A 17,639-nucleotide genomic window follows, 5' to 3' on the forward strand; every position below is an offset into this window, starting at 1 on the left:
GCCGTAACGTGCCTTTCGCGCCGGACGCGGAGGGTGTAAGTACCACCGCAACGACCTGCGGTCTTCATACCGCGACCATCAATTTGAGGTATCCAGTGCTGGGGGACGACGCGGAGTTGACCGCCGCGGTGCTTGCGGCACAGGACGGGGACGAGACCGCGTTCCGGACTGTGTACCGCTCCGTGCACCCGCGGCTGCTCGGGTACGTACGGACGCTGGTCGGTGATCCCGACGCCGAGGACGTGGCGTCGGAGGCGTGGCTCCAGATAGCCCGTGACCTCGAGCGCTTCAGCGGGGACGCGGACCGCTTCCGCGGCTGGGCCGCCCGGATAGCCCGCAACCGCGCGCTCGACCACATACGCATGCGGGGTCGCCGCCCCGCGATCGGCGGCGACGAGACGGAACTGACCGGGAAGGCAGCGGAGTCCGACACCGCCGGCGAGGCCATGGAGGCCCTGGCCACCGACGGCACCCTGTCCCTCATCGCCCGGCTGCCCCAGGACCAGGCCGAAGCCGTCGTCCTGCGCGTGGTCGTGGGGCTCGACGCCAAGACGGCCGCGGAGACGCTCGGCAAGCGGCCGGGCGCCGTACGGACCGCCGCGCACCGGGGTCTGAAGCGGCTCGCCGAGCTGCTCGGCGACGATCCGGAATCGACCGGGGTGCTCGACGCCCTGCCTCCCCAGCGAGAACCGCGCGGAACCGCGGTGACGTCCGCGAGTGTGACGCAGATGCGTTCGCGGACGCAGAAGGATGTGTGATGGCCGACGAGCAGTACAGGTGGCTGGACCGCGAAACGGCGGAGCGTTTGCTGCGCGGAGAGCCACTGGAAGCTGTCGACGCGGCCGATCGCGACCAGGCCGAACGGCTCGCCAAGACGCTTGAGTCGCTGACCGCCGAACCCCCGCTGAGCAGCGCGGAACTCCCCGGAGAGGCCGCCGCGTTGGCGGCGTTCCGCGCGGCGCGAGCGGACCGTGACGACGTTGCCATGCCCGTCGGTCACCGCCCCGGCTCCGGCGCCTCGCCCGACGGCGACGCAGGGCTCGTCCGGCTCGGGGTGCCCGCCCCGGCCGAGCCGCGCCCCCGCTGGGGCCGTCCCCTGCGGCTCGCCCTCGCCGCCGCGCTGGCCGTCGGCATGGTCGGCGGGGTGGCGGTCGCGGCCGGAACCGGAGCGCTGCGGACGCCGTTCGACGAGGAGGAGCCGTCGGTCCCTCCGGCCGCCACGGTCTCGGCACCGGTGCCGGAGGAACGGCCGCTCGTCTCGCCCTCGCCGGAGAACACCGCACGGGACCGGGGCACGGCCGGCGCCACCTCACCTGACCCCACCGGCTCCGGCGGCGCCCGGGATGCGGGGCCCGGTGACCCCTCCGGGGACCGCGAGTCCGCCGGCGAGGAGCAGGACGAGTCGTCCGGCGGCTGGTGGAAGGACCTCGCCTCGTCCTGCCGTGACATCCGGGAGGGCAAGCAGCTGTCCCTGGACCGCCGCCGCGACCTGGAGAGCGCGGCAGGCGGCTCCCAACGCGTGCGCAAGTACTGCAAGAAGGTCCTCAAGTTCGTCGCCGAGGGCGCCGAGGCCAAGTGGGACAAGGGCGGCCGGGACCGTGACCGGGACAAGGGCCGGGACACTGGCCGGGGCGAGGACGAGGACGAGTCCGGCGACCGTGGCGACCACGGCCACGACGGGAACCACTGGGGCGGCTCGCACGGCGACGGCAGGGGTGACGGCGACTCCGGCCGCGGCCACGGCGGCAACGGACGCGACCACGACGGACGCGACGGCAAGGGTCACGGAAGCCGCGGGCACCGCGGCAACGACCACCAAGGCAACGGCCACGGCGCGCACGGCCACCGGGGCCACGACCGCCGCACGTTCGGCGCCGCGCAGACCCCGGCGATCGTGACCGCCCTTCTGTCCGACCGCCTGGCCCCGCTCACGCCCGCGTCACCGCGCCCGGCGTACCGCACGCTCTGAGCGCCACGGCCGACCACGGCCGACCACGGCCGACCACGGCCGACCACGGCCGGCCCCGGCCGACCCCGTCCGGCCACCCCGAGCCCGCCGAGGCGGCCTGGGCGCGCAGCACCCCTGTGACCTGCACTTCTACCTGTGCTGGAATTTTCCTCGAACCGGGAGTGACACTTTCGGCCCCGGTGGCGCTGAACTGAGTGAGCCGACTGGTCATCGGCCGTCGCACAGAGCCGGGGTTCCCCCCGTACCTGCGGCTCGTGCATCGGCGCGGGCGGGACACGTTCCCCCGGTCCCGCCCGCGCCCCACACTCCGCCTTCGGTGCCTTACCAGTGGACGACGACCTTGTCGCCGGTCCTCACCTGCGCGAACATCTCCTTGATCGCACGTTCGTCCGCCACGTTGACGCAGCCGTGCGAGGCACCGGCGTAGCCCGTCGCCGCGAAGTCGGACGAGTGGTGCACCGCCTGGCCGCCGCTGAAGAACATCGCGTACGGCATCGGCGAGTCATAGAGCGTCGACACATGGTGCCGAGACTTCCAGTAGACGCGGAACACACCCTCGCGCGTCGGTGTGTACTGCGAGCCGAACCGCACCGGCACCGTCAGCAGCGTCCGCCCGTCAGCCATCCAGCGCAGCGTCCGGCTCGACTTGCTGATACACACCACCCGGCCGCTCAGGCACCGCGCGTCCGGCGCGTCGGCCGGCTGGCCGCCCATCAGATACAGGTCCCACTTGCCGGGCTCACGCGTCATCCTCAGCAGCCGCTGCCAGGTGACCTCGTCCGTCCTCCCGGTCCTGGGCAGGCCGCGCTTGCCCTGAAAGCCTCTGACCGCCCGCTCGGTCAGATCGTCGTAGGTCCCGGTCGGACCGTCGAAGAGCCAGGCGATCTGCCGCAGCCGGGCCTGGAGCTCGCGTATGTCACGGCCCTCGTCGCCCCGCTGCCAGAGCACGGCGGGAGTCGCAGGCGTCCCAGGCGTAGAGGCTCTGCCCGGTTTGTCGTCGTCGGGCGCGCCGGACTTGGGGGAAGGGCCGCCGCTCGGCAGCTCTATCCGCACAGGTGAGCGCCGCTCCTCGCCCGGGGCCTGCACGGTGCAGCCGCACAGCACCGAGAGCACGGCACCCGAGGCGAGCACGGCGGTGGCCCTCCGCACACCCGCGCCCCGCACGCCGCCCATGCCCATGCCCCTGGTACGCATCCCGACCCCCGGCGTCTCATCGCGGCCCTGGGCCGCCCTGATGTCACCTGAGATGTTCCCCGCGGGTGACCGGTCGCGAACTACGCGGCATGGTGGGAGGCAGGGAACGAGCGAGGCGACGCGGAGGCACACACCATGGCGCGCGAGTCGGAGTCCGGACTGCCCATCGAACCGGTCTACGGGCCGGACGCGCTGGCCGGCTGGGATGCGGACGAGAAGCTGGGCGAGCCGGGCGCGTACCCCTTCACCCGGGGCGTGTACCCCACGATGTACACCGGCCGCCCCTGGACGATGCGCCAGTACGCCGGATTCGGCACGGCGACGGAGTCCAACGCCCGCTACCGGCAGCTGATCGCCCACGGCACCACCGGACTGTCGGTCGCCTTCGACCTGCCCACCCAGATGGGCCACGACTCCGACGCGCCGATCGCGCACGGCGAGGTCGGCAAGGTGGGCGTGGCCGTCGACTCGGTCGACGACATGCGGGTGCTGTTCGACGGCATCCCGCTGGACAAGGTGTCGACGTCGATGACGATCAACGCGCCGGCCGCGCTGCTGCTCCTGCTGTACCAACTGGTGGCGGAGGAACAGGGGGTCGCGGCGGACCGGCTCACCGGCACGATCCAGAACGACGTGCTGAAGGAGTACATCGCGCGCGGGACGTACATCTTCCCGCCGAAGCCGTCGCTGAGGCTGATCGCCGACATCTTCCAGTACTGCAAGGCCGAGATCCCGAAGTGGAACACGATCTCGATCTCCGGCTACCACATGGCCGAGGCGGGCGCCTCGCCCGCGCAGGAGATCGCCTTCACCCTCGCCGACGGCATCGAGTACGTCCGTACGGCGGTCGCCGCGGGGATGGACGTGGACGACTTCGCGCCCCGCCTGTCCTTCTTCTTCGTCTCCCGTACGACGCTCCTGGAGGAGGTCGCCAAGTTCCGCGCCGCCCGCCGCATCTGGGCCCGGGTGATGCGGGAGGAGTTCGGCGCGCGGAACCCCAAGTCGCTGATGCTGCGCTTCCACACCCAGACGGCGGGTGTGCAACTGACCGCCCAGCAGCCGGAGGTGAACCTGGTGCGGGTCGCCGTCCAGGGCCTGGCGGCGGTCCTCGGCGGCACCCAGTCCCTGCACACCAACTCCTTCGACGAGGCGATCGCACTGCCGACGGACAAGTCGGCCCGGCTGGCCCTGCGCACCCAGCAGGTCCTCGCGTACGAGACGGATGTGACGGCGACCGTCGACCCGTTCGCGGGCTCGTACGTCATCGAGAAGATGACCGACGACGTCGAGGCGGCGGCGGTCGATCTGATGCGGAGGGTCGAGGACCTCGGTGGCGCGGTGGCGGCCATCGAGCACGGCTTCCAGAAGAACGAGATCGAGCGCAGCGCCTACCGGATCGCCCAGGAGACCGACTCCGGCGAACGGGTCGTCGTCGGCGTCAACCGCTTCCAGCTGGACGAGGAGGAGCCCTACGAGCCGCTGCGCGTGGACCCCGCCATCGAGGCCCGGCAGGCGGAACGCCTCGCGAAGCTGCGCGCCGAGCGGGACCAGGAGGCCGTGCAGGCGGCCCTGGCCGCGCTGAAGAAGGCCGGGGAGGGACAGGACAACGTCCTGTACCCGATGAAGGAGGCGCTGCGGGCCCGGGCCACCGTGGGCGAGGTGTGCAACGCGCTGCGGGAGGTGTGGGGGACCTATGTGCCGTCGGACGCGTTCTGAGCGGACCGGGCGGCGGACCGCCGCGTCCCACCCTGCGGAACACGAAGAGGAGTGCGGAAACGGCGTGTGACACTCCTGTCCATGTTCGGCGTCATCGATCTCCCCACCTATCTGGCCGGTCTGGTCCTCATCATCCTCCTGCCCGGCCCGAACTCCCTGTACGTCCTCTCCGTGGCCGCCCGCCGCGGCGTCCGTGCCGGGTACACCGCAGCGGCCGGCGTCTGGTGCGGGGACACCGTGCTGATGACGCTGTCGGCCGCCGGGGTCGCCTCGCTGCTCCAGGCGAACGCCGTGCTGTTCGGGATCGTGAAGTACGCCGGGGCCGGCTATCTGACATGGCTGGCGATCGGCATGCTGCGGGCCGCGTGGGGCATGTGGCGCACGCGGCGGGAGTCGGCCGTAGCTCAGGGTGTGGCCGCCGCGTCCGGTGAGGAGCGGCCCTTCCGCCGGGCGCTGGTCGTCAGTCTCTTCAACCCCAAGGCGATCCTGTTCTTCGTCGCCTTCTTCGTGCAGTTCGTCGACCCCGGCTACGCCTACCCGGCACTGTCCTTCGTGGTCCTCGGCGTCTTCGCCCAGATCGCCAGCTTCCTGTACCTCAGCGCACTGATCTTCAGCGGTACGAAGCTGGCCGCGGCCTTCCGCCGACGCAAGCGGCTCTCGGCGGGCGCGACCTCGGCGGCGGGCGCGCTGTTCCTCGGGTTCGCGGTGAAGCTGTCCGTCGCGAGCGCCTAGTCGCCTGGGCGGTCCGGCGACGTGATCAGGCGACCGTTACTTTTCGTTCACCTGGTGGTCGGCGGGGAGTTGATGTCCGGCGTCGAACACCTCCTACGGTCGCAGGGATCCGCCCCGGAGAGAGCCCAGGTGTACGCGTGACCAACCGCCCCCCGACACTGTCCGTGATCGTCCCCTGCTACAACATCGAGTCGTATGTTCCCGAGACCGTGACCAGCCTGGTCCACAACCAACGGGACGACTTCGAGTTCATCTTCGTCGAGGACCGGTCCACCAAGGACAAGACGTACGAAGCGCTGCTGACCCTGACGAAGCGACTGGACAACAGCCGGGTGATTCGGCACGAACGCAACGGCGGACTGGCCACGGCACGCAACACCGGGATCGACGCCTCCGAGGGCCGCTACCTCACCTTCCTCGACGGCGACGACTGGCTGGCGCCCGGCTATCTCGCGGATCTGGTGGACGCCGTCGAGCGGCTCGACGTCGACTTCGTACGCACCGACCATGTGCAGGTCACGGGCGTCGAGCGGACCGTCCAGCGGGCACCCGAGGGCCGCCGCCACACCCCGCTGGACCCGCGCACCTCGATCCTCCCCGTCGACGACACGACCATGGTCGACTACCCGTACGCCTGGGCCGGCATCTATCACCGCCGCCTCCTCGACCGTGGCATGCTGCGCTTCCACGACGGGCTGAAGACCGCCGAGGACCGCCCCTGGATCTGGGACCTGCACCGCAGGGCCGAGTCCTACGCCGTCGCCAGTCTGCGCGGCGTCTTCTACCGGCGGGGCGTGGCCAGCTCGCTGACCCAGATCGGCGATGTGCGCCAGCTCGACTTCTTCCGCTCCTTCGACCTCGTCCTCGCCGAACTCGCCGACGACCCCGAGGTGGGCAGGCTCCGCAAGAAGGCACTGCGCAACTACTGCGTCGTCATCGCCCACCAGCTGCTCGCCCGGGGCCGGTTCGAACGCAGCATCGCCGCCCGGCTGAAGCAGCTGGCCGCCGAGGCGCTGGGCAGGATGTCGGAGGACGAACTGGAAGAGGCCCTCGTCGGGATGGGCGAGGAGCGCGTGTACATGCTGCGCCGGATACGGGGCGGCATGAAGGGAGTGGCGGCATGATCCAGCTCTTCTTCTCGGCCACCCAGTACGCGGCGGCGACCGTCACCGCCGCCATCCGGGCCGGCCGGTTCGGGCCGCGCGAGGGCGTGCGCCGCATCCTCGTCATCAGCAACACCGCCGCCGTCCCCGAGGTCGGCACGCCGCTGGACCGGATGGCCGGCTTCGAGAAGCTGCGCCCCGAGTTCGACGAGGTGCGCTCCTGGAACGACTTCATCTCCCCGCACCACCCGGCCGGCTGGTCGCCGCGCGGCCAGGACACCCTGCTGTGGGAGAAGGCCGTACGCCTCGCGTGGGACCTGGGCGACGAGCCCGTCGAGATCGCCTGCGAGTCCATCCAGGCCAACCCCTCCCGCGCGGTCGCGGACATCTTCGCGGACAGCCCGATCCATGTGTACGCGGACGGCCTGATGAGCTACGGCCCCACCCGCAACCGCATCCCGCACGGCATGAGCAGCCGCATCAAGCGCGTGCTCCACCTGGATCTGGTGCCGGGCCTGGAGCCCATGCTCCTGTCCGAGTACGGCGTGCCGTCCGAGGCCGTCCCGAACGAGGCGATCGTCGACGTCCTCGCGCAGATCGGCGAGTCCGGCGCCGGCCTCCTCGCCGAGCGCCTCCCGGCCGGCACCCCGCCCACCGCCGTCCTCCTCGGCCAGTACCTCTCGGCCATCGACCTGATCACCCAGGACGAGGAGGAGCAGCTGCACATCCGTATGCTGCGCGCCGCCGCCCGGGCCGGCCACCAGGACGTGCTCTTCAAGCCGCACCCCAGCGCGCCCGCCGTCTTCAACGAATCGCTGGAGGCGGTCGCGGACGAACTCGGCGTCCGGCTCACGGTCCTGAACGAGCCCGTCCTCGCCGAGACCGTTTTCGCCTTCCTGGAGCCGAAGCTGGTGATCGGCTGCTTCTCGACCGCGCTCATGACCGCCGCCGCGTTCTACGGCATCCCGGTCGCCCGCGTCGGCACCGATCTGCTGCTCGAACGCATCACACCGTACGAGAACAGCAACCGCATCCCGCTGACCATCATCGACGCGGCCCTGCCGGACGCCGAGCGCGCCGAGCTGGGAGCGCCGCTCGAACTCACCGGCGCCGCCGCCGCGTTGGGGCCGCTGGTGCGCAGCGTCGGCTACTGCATGCAGTCCCGCAAGCACCACGCCCTGCGCGACGAGGTGACCGCCTGGCTCACCGCCAACCTGGCCCGGAACCAGGGCTACTTCAAGCGCCGCCGCCTCACCAGCCTCCGCCTCCCCGGCGGCAGCCCGGTCCGAGCGGAGGCGCTGCGCCGGCATCCGGCGGTCAGGAAGGCCGTACGACAGCTGCGGTCGACCGCGCGCAAGTAACCGCGCCACCGACAGCTATGGCCCCGTCCACCACCAGATGGTCGACGGGGCCACTGCCCGGTACGGGACGGAGCTCTACCGGCCCCGGCCCCTCAGGACCTGCCGGTCAGGGAGGGGGTGGGGCCGGTCCGCTCCACCCCACCGCCACGCCCGCCCGCACGCTCCATCCGCACCGCCGGCAGCGCCCGCTTCAGCTTCGGCCCGAACGGCTTCTCCACGAACCGGTGCATCAGCCAGGCCAGCCCCAGCAGGCTCAGCACGGACAGCACGAGCGTCGGCCATGAGCCCAGTCCGAGGCCGCGGTGCAGCACCCGGATGAAGAACCAGCCCAGGTGCTCGTGGATCAGATAGAAGGGGTACGTCAGCGCCCCCGCCACCGTCAGCCAGCGCCAGTCGGCCCAGCGCGTCCAGCCCAGGGCCACCGCGGCGACGGAGGCGAAGGCGAGCAGGACGACGGCCTGGACGACGTACGGAGAGCGGTAGAAGTCGCCCTGCTCGCCGGGGTGCCACAGGGTCATGACCGCGTACCGCTGGCCCAGCAGGAAGGACATGCCGACGATCCCCCACAGCAGCAGGTCGCTGCCGAAGCGGTGGATCAGGTACAGCGCGAGTCCGCCGATGAAGAACGGGGCGTGGTCGCGCATCACCAGCTCGTCCGTGAGCGGGCTGTCGGCGATCCGGGCGAATGCGCCGGCCAGCGTCCACAGGATGCAGAAGGTGACGACTCGGCGGTAGGTGACGCCCTTCCAGATCACGCACAGGGCGAAGAGCGCGTAGAACTTCAGCTCCACCCACAGCGTCCAGCACACGCCGAGCACCCTGGGCGCGCCGAGCGGCTGCTGCATCATCGTGAGGTTGACCAGGAGCTCGTCCGGCCGGACCGGGGCGACGACCACCGGCAGCAGCACCGCCGCTGCGGTGACCATGGCGATGGCCACCCAGTACGCCGGGTACAGCCGGGATATCCGGGAGCGGAAGAAGTCGCCCAGGCTGCGGCCCCAGCTGCTCATGCAGATCACGAAGCCGCTGATGACGAAGAAGAACTGCACTCCCAGGCTGCCGTAGGTGGACAGCTGCGACAGCGTCGGGAACATCGCTCCCGGCGACTGATCCCAGGAGTCGGCGACCTCGCCGTTCTTCCCGGTGAAGTGGTACATGCACACCATCAGCGCGGCCAGCAGCCGCAGCCCGTCCAGGGCACGCAGGCGGCTGTCCCTGCGTGGCCGGACGGGAGGCCGCTCGGCGAGGAGGTTGTTCAGTGGGGGGTTCGCCGCTGCCGACGGTGCCATGGCCTGATCGGCCGTGCTCATCCTGAGGCCCTTCTCGTGGGGGGAGGCGTCGGATCAACCGGACGCTATGTCCCTGCGACGGGTGAGGGATGAGGGGCGGCTGACGCACAGGGGGTGCGAAGGTGTCATCGGGATGAACAACCCGCACGACCAGGGCGTCGACGGGAGCGGCGGGGCCCGCCGTCTCCTTGCCGCCGCGCCTGCCTCCTCGCTATCTGCGTGCCGCCGCCTGCTTCAGCGCCCGCGCCCGCCGCGCCAGCCTCCGTACGGTCGCGTTGCGCGGGATGAAGGACAGCTGGGCGGGCACGGCCCCGGGCAGGGCCAGCGCGGTCAGGCGCTTGCGCTTGAAGTAGCGCCAGGTGTGCGGGTTCAGCCGCCGGGACAGATAGGACTCGGCGGCGCCGCGCAGCCCCGGGTAGATCCTGGGCTGCATCGCGAAGCCGACCGCCCGCACCAGCGCGGCCAGTTCGTCCACCCGCTCACGCGCCGGCATCGTCCAGCCGCCGACCGCGCGGGCGTCCGCGAGGTCCGGCAGCAGCGCGTCGACGATGGTCAGCGGCACCCGGTTGCTGTTCTGGTACGGGGTCAGCCGGGCCAGCAAGGTGTCGGTGCCGACCCGCGCGACCGGGAGGCCGTAGAGCCCCGCGGCCGTCAGCAGTGCGGTGGAGAAGCAGCCGACGACGAGTGCGGGCCGCAGCCGCTGGAAGAGCACCTCGGCCAGTACGGGGCGGTCCAGCACGGTGAGCCGGGCGCCCAGCTTCTCCGCCTCGTCCTCCAGTCGCCTCGACCAGCGGGCCGGCGCGACGGGGTGCGGTTTGAACACCAGTCTGCGATGGCCGAGTTCCACGGCGCCGCGCACCATCCGCAGGTGCAGGTCCTCCTCCTCGGCCTCGCTGAGGATGCCGAGCGCGCACAGGTACTGGCCGAGCAGCAGGGCCGGCGGTTCGTCACCGGGTACCGGCGGCACCTCGGTCTCCGGCTCGGCCAGTTCGCCGAGCACCTTCAAGAATGCTTCGGCCGGCACCAGTTCGGCCGGGACGGCGAACTCGGTGAGCAGCAGCGGGGTGAGGCCCGGGACGAGATCGAGGTGCAGCAGGCGTCCGATGCGGGTGCCGACCAGCGGATCGATCTTGTCGCGCGTGGGGCCGTAACTCATGAGGCCGTCCGCGTAGACGTCGACGGGGGCGCCGGTGAACAGCCGGCACAGCGCGAGGGCCGGGTCGACCTGGACGGACTCGACGGCGAGTCGCACCTCGTCGTCGCCGAGGTTCCACAGCAGCCGTACGTACCGCTCCCACAGGGGGATGTCGTCGGCGCGCGGCGACCAGCCGCTCGGGTGGAACGGCGAGATGGTCGCGTTCCAGGACAGCACCTCGTCGAAGCGCTCGCGCAGCCGGTCGAAGCCGGGCATCGCGTCGACGGACGGGGTGGTCTCGGGGTTGGCCGCGTTGTTCGTCACCAGCAGCAGCCGGCGGTCGGCCGGTTCGAACAGCCCCGCGTCCAGGGCGGCGGCCAGGGTCGCGGCGCCGTACAGCGTCGAGGCGCAGAAGATCTGGGTGGTGCGCGGCATCAGGCGGCCACCGTCCGGGCCCCCACCGACCTGCGGCGCACCCGCCGCAGCCGGGCCGCCCGCTGGGCGTCCATCGAGTCCATTACCTCCGCGAGCACGTCCTGCGGCATTCTTTTCAGGGCGGCGGCGCTCATCGAGCGCAATTTCCGGGCCACGGCGGGTTCGAACCTCTCGATTTGTCCGAGGTGGTGAGCCATGATGGCGCAATAAGTGCGCACTGCTTTTGGCAGCAGCTTATCGGCCTCGGCGTCACGCGCTGTTTCCTCGATTACCTGGTCGAACGCGCGAATGAAATCCAACTGCCGGACATCACCGATCTGGGTGAGTGAGGACGCCACTCCGCGCCGGTAGTGGACGCCCAGCAGTCCCACCGCGGCGAACGATTCCGCCTCCCGGTGCAGCTTCCAGATCCATGGCCGGTCCTCCGCCGTGCGCAGCCCGTGGGTGAAGTGCAGCAGCCCGCGGTCCACCAGCCGGCGGTGGTAGATGCCGGCCCAGGCGTACGCGTAGTCCACCGACGTCGACCGGTCGGCGGGCAGGATCGCCTCCCGCGGGTTCAGCACCGTCCCGCGCCGGCCGTGCGGCACCCGGTGCACACTGCGCGACCGCCCGGTGCACTGCACATGGTCGGTGCGCACGAAGTCGCAGCCCAAAGCCTCGATGGCGGCAAGCAGTTGCGGGAGGTAGCCGGGCGCCAGCCAGTCGTCGCCGTCCAGGAACGTCAGATACTCGCCGCGCGCCCGGTCGATGCCGGTGTTCCGGGCGGTGGCCAGACCACCGTTGTGCTCGTGTCCGACCAGCACCGCACCCGGCAGCTCGCGTTCCGCGCGCGCCAGGACGTCCGGTGTCCCGTCCGTCGAGCAGTCGTCGACGAGGATGAACTCGAAGTCCTCACGTGTGTTCGCCCGCAGGCTCCTCAGGGTGTCCGGTGCGTATTGCTGCACGTTGTAGAACGGCACGATGACGGAGAGCTTGACCACGCGAAGGACGTTAGGGGGCCCTCCGGCACCCGTCTTTACCCAGAGCTTGATGTCAGGTGAACGACGCGTGGCGATGCCGTGAACCAGGCTTTTTCTCATCGGTTCCGGGCCTCGATTCGCCGTTAGTCGACGTGCTGTTAACCGTTTGTTGCAGTCGGGTTGGGCAGAACCTCGAAATGCCTTCCTAACGTCTGTGACGTGCCAGCAAGTGCGACGAAGACCCGGCGAGTTGCCGTACTCGCGGATTCCGATACCCGGTGGAAATGGGGCGCGCTCACCGCGAACCGTATCGCCCCGGAGAACACCGGTGAATCGGACATCCGCCTGGACGGCTACCTCCTGCGCGGCCGGGCCACCCCCACCCCGCGTCAGCTCCAGGAGGTCGGCGTGCGGGCCGACTCCCTGCGGGAGGTGACGGCCGTCGAGTTCCTGCGCACCATGGCGCACGAGTCCTACGACGTGCTGGTCCTCGCCCTCGTCGGCGGGGGAGTGCAGGCCGTGCTGCACGGACTGAAGCAGATCTGGGAGGGGCAGCCGCAGCGCCCCGTGGTCGTCACCGGCTATGTCGGCGTCGTCTACGAGAAGCTCGCCGACGGCCTGCTGCTGCGGCACGGCGCGGACCTCGTCCTCGCCAACTCCCGCCAGGACGCCGAACGCTTCCGCGCGGTGTACGCGGGGGTCGGCGCCGACGCCACGGCGGTGACCGAGGTGGCGCTGCCGTTCCTCGGCGGCCGGCCCTACACCGGCGAACACGCCCCGTACACCGTCACCTTCGCCGCCCAGCCCTCCGTACCGGACAACCGCAAGGACCGCGCCTACCTGCTGAACCGCCTCATCCAGCACGCCCGCAAGCACCCCGAGCGCGAGGTCCTGCTCAAGCTGCGCTCCAAGCCCGGCGAACACACCACGCACATCGAGGAACTGCCGTACCAGAAACTGGTGCAGAGCCTCGATCCGCCGGCCAACTTCCGGCTGGTCTACGGCAACATGGGCGAGGTCCTCGACCGCACCGACCTGCTGGTCACCATCAGCTCCACGGCCGCGCTGGAGTCGCTGCACCGCCGGATCCCCACCGTCGTCCTCAGCGACCTCGGGGTGCGCGAGGTACTGGGCAACCACCACTTCGTGGGCTCCGGCTGCCTCGCCTCCTGGGACCAGCTCGACGACGGGCTGCGGCCGGTGCCCGACGAGGAGTGGGTCGCCCGGCAGGGCGTCTGCGCCCAGGGAGCCGCCGCGGGCGAAGGCTCGTACGCCACCGCCTTCGACCCGGCCCGTGAGCGCATCGCCGAACTGCTTCAGCGGCCCGGCGGACTGCCCGCCCTCACCCCGTACTACACGCCGGCCACCGCGCCCGGCTATCTGCCCGGCATCCTCGCCCGCCACCACCTCGGCCCCGACGGCAGCCCGCTGCCCGGCGCCCCCGCCCACGACAAGGAGCCCGGCCCGGTCCGGCAGATCGTGCGGCGGGCGGCCCGCGGCGCCTACCGGCACGGCGTGCAGCGTGTGGCGCCCGTCATCCGGCGGATGGGGGAGCTGTGAGCCGCCCGATCCCACCTCAAGGACGTCAAGGAGCAGAACCCATGTCCCACTCGGAAACGGGCCGGAGCGCCTCGGTGCGCCGGGTGCTCGCGGTGATCCCCGCGCGCGGCGGCTCCAAGGGCGTACCCGCGAAGAACCTCCTCCCGGTCGGCGGCGTTCCGCTGGTGGCCCGCGCGGTGCGCGAGTGCCTCGGCTCCCGGCTGGTGACCGACGTCGTCGTCTCCACCGACGACCAGGCCATCGCCGCCACCGCCCGCGAGGCCGGCGCCGAGGTCGTGCTGCGCCCGGCCGCCATCGCCGGCGACACCGCCACCTCCGAGGCCGCCGTCCTGCACGCCATGGACGCGCACGAGGCCCTGCACGGGGCGCCGGTGGACGTGGTGCTGCTCGTGCAGTGCACCAGCCCGTTCATCATCCGCGAGGACATCGACGGGGTGGCCGGCGCGATCGTCGACGACGGCGCGGACACCGCGGTGACCGTGGCTCCCTTCCACGGCTTCATCTGGCGGGCCGCCGAGGACGAGGCCGCCGGGGGCTCCGCCGCGGAGGCCGACGCCGCCGTCGGCGGCGGGTACGGCGTCAACCACGACAAGTCCTTCCGCCCCCGCCGCCAGGACCGCCCCCAGGACCTGCTGGAGACCGGCGCCGCCTACGCGATGGACGCCGCCGGCTTCCGCAAGCACCGGCACCGCTTCTTCGGACGCACCGAACTGGTACGGACCGAGCCGTCCCGCGTGCTGGAGATCGACGACCCGCACGACCTCGCCCGCGCCCGCGCCCTCGCACCGCTGTTCGACGCGGACCGGCCCGGCGCCCTGCCGACCGCCGAGGACATCGACGCGGTCGTACTGGACTTCGACGGCACCCAGACCGATGACCGGGTGCTGATCGATGCCGATGGAAAGGAGTTCGTCTCCGTGCACCGCGGAGACGGCCTCGGTATCGCGGCCCTCCGCAGGAGCGGCCTGAAGATGCTGATCCTGTCCACGGAGCAGAACCCGGTCGTCGCCGCCCGCGCACGGAAGCTTCGCATTCCCGTGCTGCACGGCATCGACCGGAAGGATCTCGCACTCAAGCAGTGGTGCGAGGAGCAGGGCATCGCGCCTGAGCGCGTGCTCTACGTCGGCAACGACGTCAACGACCTCCCGTGCTTCGCCCTCGTGGGCTGGCCCGTGGCGGTCGCGAGCGCCCACGACGTCGTGCGCGGCGCCGCACGCGCGGTCACCACCGTCCCCGGTGGCGACGGCGCGATCCGAGAGATCGCCAGCTGGATCCTCGGCCCCTCTCTCGACTCCCTCACCAAGTAAGGACATCTCTGCCATGAGCACCAACTCCCGCCTCCGCAGCTTCGGTTCACGCGAAGTCGGCCCGGGCCGCCCGGTCTACATCTGCGGCGAGATCGGCATCAACCACAACGGTGAGCTGGAGAACGCCTTCAAGCTCATCGACGTGGCCGCCGAGGCCGGCTGCGACGCCGTCAAGTTCCAGAAGCGCACCCCCGAGATCTGCACCCCGCGCGACCAGTGGGACATCGAGCGCGACACCCCCTGGGGCCGGATGACCTACATCGACTACCGCCACCGCGTGGAGTTCGGCGAGGACGAGTACCGCCAGATCGACGAGTACTGCAAGGAGAAGGGGATCGACTGGTTCGCCTCCCCGTGGGACACCGAGGCCGTCGCCTTCCTGGAGAAGTTCGACGTCCCCGCCCACAAGGTGGCCTCCGCCTCCCTCACGGACGACGAGCTGCTGCGCGCCCTGCGCTCCACCGGCCGCGCCGTCATCCTGTCCACCGGCATGTCGACGCCGAAGCAGATCCGGCACGCCGTCGAGGTCCTCGGCTCCGACAACATCCTGATGTGCCACGCCACCTCCACCTACCCGGCGAAGGCCGAGGAGCTCAACCTCCGCGTGATCAACACGCTGGAGACGGAGTTCCCGAACGTCCCGATCGGCTACTCCGGTCACGAGACGGGCCTGCAGACCACGCTGGCCGCGGTCGCTCTCGGCGCCGCCTTCGTCGAGCGCCACATCACCCTCGACCGCGCGATGTGGGGCTCCGACCAGGCCGCCTCCGTCGAGCCGCAGGGCCTGACGCGCCTCGTGCGCGACATCCGCACCATCGAGGCGTCCCTCGGTGACGGCGTCAAGAAGGTCTACGACTCCGAGCTCGGCCCGATGAAGAAGCTGCGCCGTGTCGCCGGCGCGGTCGCCGAGGCGGAGATCGCCGCGGCGGCGGGCGAGCCGGTCCAGGTCTGACCCGGACCGCACCGCGATCGAGCGCGCCGACGTCCGAGTGCCCCGAGCGGGGGCGCTCGGACTCGGCGCCCTTCGGCTCCCCGAACACGAGCTGAGCACGAGCTGAATACGAGCGCCGCACGAGCGCCTTACGACGGGTAGGTCGAACGTCGATGAGCCCCCGCGCCGGGAACACCGGCCCCCGCACTCTCGCCTTCGTCGAGAGCCCGGTACAGCTCCTGAACGTGCTGGAGTGGGCCCATGCCCGCGAGCACGCCGTCGGCGCGGGGCTCACCCTCGTCGTCCTCTCCCCGGTCGACCCCATGACCCGCGGCCAGCTGCGCCGGATGGCCGAGCTGGCCCGGGACGACGGGCACGAGGTCCGCTGGGAGGAGGCGCGGGGCGGTGCGGCCGCTCCCTTCCACACCATCGGCGGCCTCGCGTGCCTGCTGCGCCGCGCCGACCGCGTCGTCCTGGGCGACCCCTTCTCCCGCTACGTCCAGCTTCTGCTGACCATCACCAAGGCCCGTGACCTGGTCGTCGTGGACGACGGCACGGCGACCATGGAGTTCGTCGCCCAGCTGGCCCGCGGTGAGCGCCTGGTCCGCTGGCACCGCAAGGGCGGCCGCCCCGGGCCCCGTGACCTGGTCTTCGCGCCGGTGTCCGCCGCCGCCCGCAGGCGGCTCACGCCCAGCGGCCACCGCAGGGTCGAGATCTTCTCCTCGATGCCGATGGACGAGACCCCGGAAGGCGTGACGGTCACCGCCAACACCTTCGCCTGGACCCGTGACCGCTTCGGCCCGCCCCGCATCACCAAGGGCGCGGACCTGGTCGGCACGTCCCTGGTCGAGACCGGCGTCGTCGACGACGACCGCTACCTGGACGCCGTGCGCTCCCTGGCGAAGGCCCACGGCGCCACCCGCTACTTCGCCCACCGCCGCGAGAGCGCGGACAAGCTCCACCGGCTGGCGGCACGGACCGGCCTGGAGATCGTGCGCCCCGACCTCCCGCTGGAGCTGATCGCCCGCCGGGGCCCGATCGGCCGCACGATCCTCAGCTTCCCGTCGACCGTCGTCCACACCCTCCCGCTGGCCCTGACCGGCACGGACGTCCGCGTCGCGGTCTGTGACATCGACCCCGCCTGGCTGACCGAGAACGCCTCGCCACGGGCCCAGGGCTTCCTGTCGGGCGTCACGGGCACGGCCCGGGACGTGACCCGCCTGTCGGCCGTCAGCGCGGTGTGAGCTGGGGTTTCTCGGCGAGGAGGAACGCGCGTGGGCGCTTCTCCTCGCCCCGCGGCTCTCGCACGACCCGTGCGGACAGCCGCAGGCCCGCCTCGGTGAGGTGGGCGACGACCTGGTCCGGGGTCCGCCAGTAGCAGTCGAGAGTGATCGCCCGCCCGAAGCGCTCGGTCAGATGCAGCCGGTCCTCGGCGGCACCGGACTGGAACGCCAGCAGCACGGGGGCGCCGGGCCTGAGCACGCGGTGGAACCCGGCGAACGTCGCCGGCAGGTGATCGTCCGGGACATGGACGAGCGAGTACAGCGCGAGGATCCCGCCCAGCGTCTGCGCCGGCAGATCCAGTGCGGTCATCGAGCCGACGTGGAACCGCAGTTCGGGATGCGTACGCCGGGCCAGCGCCACCATCCGCGGCGACAGGTCGACGCCGAAGACCGGTACGCCGAGCGTGTCGAGGTGCGCGGTGACCGACCCCGGGCCGCTGCCGAGGTCGGCGACGGGCGCCGGGGCGTGCGCGCGGGCCAGCTCGGCGAAGGCGGTGACCAGGGAGCGGTCCAGGGGGTGGGCGTCGGCCGGCCAGTCGGGGAAGCGGTCCGCGCAGGCGGGGGCGATGGCGTCGTAGGAGGCCCGGGTGGACTCGAGGAAGCCGGGAATCTCGGGGTACTCGGTGGTCACGGGCGCACCCTAGTGGTGCCCGTGGACTGGTGTC

The 17,639-nt window shown here is 71.5% G+C and carries 15 protein-coding genes; 10 read left to right on the forward strand and 5 right to left on the reverse strand.

Annotated features, from left to right (window positions below):
* Positions 1-95: 95 nt before the first annotated feature.
* The gene (locus ACHBTE_RS06385) at positions 96-758 is read left to right on the forward strand and encodes an RNA polymerase sigma factor (RefSeq protein WP_394722423.1); all 663 of its coding nucleotides are present in this window, start codon (positions 96-98) and stop codon (positions 756-758) included.
* The gene (locus ACHBTE_RS06390) at positions 758-1,969 is read left to right on the forward strand and encodes a hypothetical protein (RefSeq protein WP_394722424.1); all 1,212 of its coding nucleotides are present in this window, start codon (positions 758-760) and stop codon (positions 1,967-1,969) included. Before ACHBTE_RS06385 ends, ACHBTE_RS06390 begins: the two co-directional genes overlap by 1 nt.
* Before the next feature lie 321 nt (positions 1,970-2,290).
* Here the strand turns inward: ACHBTE_RS06390 and ACHBTE_RS06395 are convergent, their stop codons facing one another.
* Entirely contained in the window at positions 2,291-3,163 is an 873-nt protein-coding gene (locus tag ACHBTE_RS06395; protein ID WP_394722425.1) for a L,D-transpeptidase family protein, read from the reverse strand.
* 135 nt (positions 3,164-3,298) lie between these two features.
* On the opposite strand from ACHBTE_RS06395, the gene ACHBTE_RS06400 reads away from it, so the two are divergent.
* The 4 genes from ACHBTE_RS06400 (at position 3,299) to ACHBTE_RS06415 (ending at position 8,075) form a co-directional block, all read left to right on the forward strand.
* Entirely contained in the window at positions 3,299-4,879 is a 1,581-nt protein-coding gene (locus ACHBTE_RS06400) for a methylmalonyl-CoA mutase (RefSeq protein WP_394722426.1), read from the forward strand.
* An 81-nt stretch (positions 4,880-4,960) separates the two neighbouring features.
* Entirely contained in the window at positions 4,961-5,611 is a 651-nt protein-coding gene (gene leuE / locus ACHBTE_RS06405; protein WP_394722489.1) for a leucine efflux protein LeuE, read from the forward strand.
* Between the two features lie 137 nt (positions 5,612-5,748).
* Positions 5,749-6,735, forward strand: coding sequence for a glycosyltransferase family 2 protein (locus ACHBTE_RS06410; RefSeq protein ID WP_394722427.1), 987 nt, complete (start codon positions 5,749-5,751; stop codon positions 6,733-6,735).
* The gene (locus ACHBTE_RS06415; protein ID WP_394722429.1) at positions 6,732-8,075 is read left to right on the forward strand and encodes an alpha-2,8-polysialyltransferase family protein; all 1,344 of its coding nucleotides are present in this window, start codon (positions 6,732-6,734) and stop codon (positions 8,073-8,075) included. Before ACHBTE_RS06410 ends, ACHBTE_RS06415 begins: the two co-directional genes overlap by 4 nt.
* Before the next feature lie 92 nt (positions 8,076-8,167).
* Here the strand turns inward: ACHBTE_RS06415 and ACHBTE_RS06420 are convergent, their stop codons facing one another.
* The 3 genes from ACHBTE_RS06420 to ACHBTE_RS06430 all read right to left on the reverse strand — a co-directional run bounded on the left by ACHBTE_RS06420 (position 8,168) and on the right by ACHBTE_RS06430 (position 11,914).
* Positions 8,168-9,385, reverse strand: coding sequence for an acyltransferase family protein (locus ACHBTE_RS06420; RefSeq protein WP_394722430.1), 1,218 nt, complete (start codon positions 9,383-9,385; stop codon positions 8,168-8,170).
* A gap of 190 nt (positions 9,386-9,575) precedes the next feature.
* Entirely contained in the window at positions 9,576-10,934 is a 1,359-nt protein-coding gene (locus ACHBTE_RS06425; RefSeq protein WP_394722431.1) for a polysialyltransferase family glycosyltransferase, read from the reverse strand.
* Positions 10,934-11,914 carry a glycosyltransferase family 2 protein gene (locus ACHBTE_RS06430; protein ID WP_394722433.1) on the reverse strand — a complete coding sequence of 327 codons (981 nt, stop codon included), beginning with the start codon at positions 11,912-11,914 and terminating at the stop codon, positions 10,934-10,936. Before ACHBTE_RS06430 ends, ACHBTE_RS06425 begins: the two co-directional genes overlap by 1 nt.
* A gap of 198 nt (positions 11,915-12,112) precedes the next feature.
* Here ACHBTE_RS06430 and ACHBTE_RS06435 point away from each other — a divergent pair, with 198 nt between their 5' ends.
* The 4 genes from ACHBTE_RS06435 (at position 12,113) to ACHBTE_RS06450 (ending at position 16,935) form a co-directional block, all read left to right on the forward strand.
* Complete coding sequence (locus tag ACHBTE_RS06435) at positions 12,113-13,453, forward strand: DUF6716 putative glycosyltransferase (RefSeq protein ID WP_394722434.1); 1,341 nt, start codon at positions 12,113-12,115, stop codon at positions 13,451-13,453.
* A 41-nt stretch (positions 13,454-13,494) separates the two neighbouring features.
* Entirely contained in the window at positions 13,495-14,760 is a 1,266-nt protein-coding gene (locus tag ACHBTE_RS06440) for a cytidylyltransferase domain-containing protein (RefSeq protein ID WP_394722436.1), read from the forward strand.
* Positions 14,761-14,773: 13 nt separating this feature from the next.
* A complete protein-coding gene (locus tag ACHBTE_RS06445; RefSeq protein WP_394722437.1) occupies positions 14,774-15,712 on the forward strand; it encodes an N-acetylneuraminate synthase family protein in 939 nt (312 codons plus the stop codon).
* A 152-nt stretch (positions 15,713-15,864) separates the two neighbouring features.
* Positions 15,865-16,935 carry a hypothetical protein gene (locus tag ACHBTE_RS06450; RefSeq protein WP_394722438.1) on the forward strand — a complete coding sequence of 357 codons (1,071 nt, stop codon included), beginning with the start codon at positions 15,865-15,867 and terminating at the stop codon, positions 16,933-16,935.
* On the opposite strand, the gene ACHBTE_RS06455 is transcribed toward ACHBTE_RS06450, so the two are convergent.
* Positions 16,922-17,605: a class I SAM-dependent DNA methyltransferase gene (locus ACHBTE_RS06455; protein ID WP_394722439.1), complete on the reverse strand. Its 684-nt coding sequence runs from the start codon at positions 17,603-17,605 to the stop codon at positions 16,922-16,924. The two genes, ACHBTE_RS06450 and ACHBTE_RS06455, sit on opposite strands and share 14 nt — an antisense overlap.
* Positions 17,606-17,639 lie beyond the last annotated feature (34 nt).

Origin of the sequence: Streptomyces sp. M41 (genome assembly GCF_043673425.1) — a bacterium.
Lineage (GTDB): Bacteria > Actinomycetota > Actinomycetes > Streptomycetales > Streptomycetaceae > Streptomyces.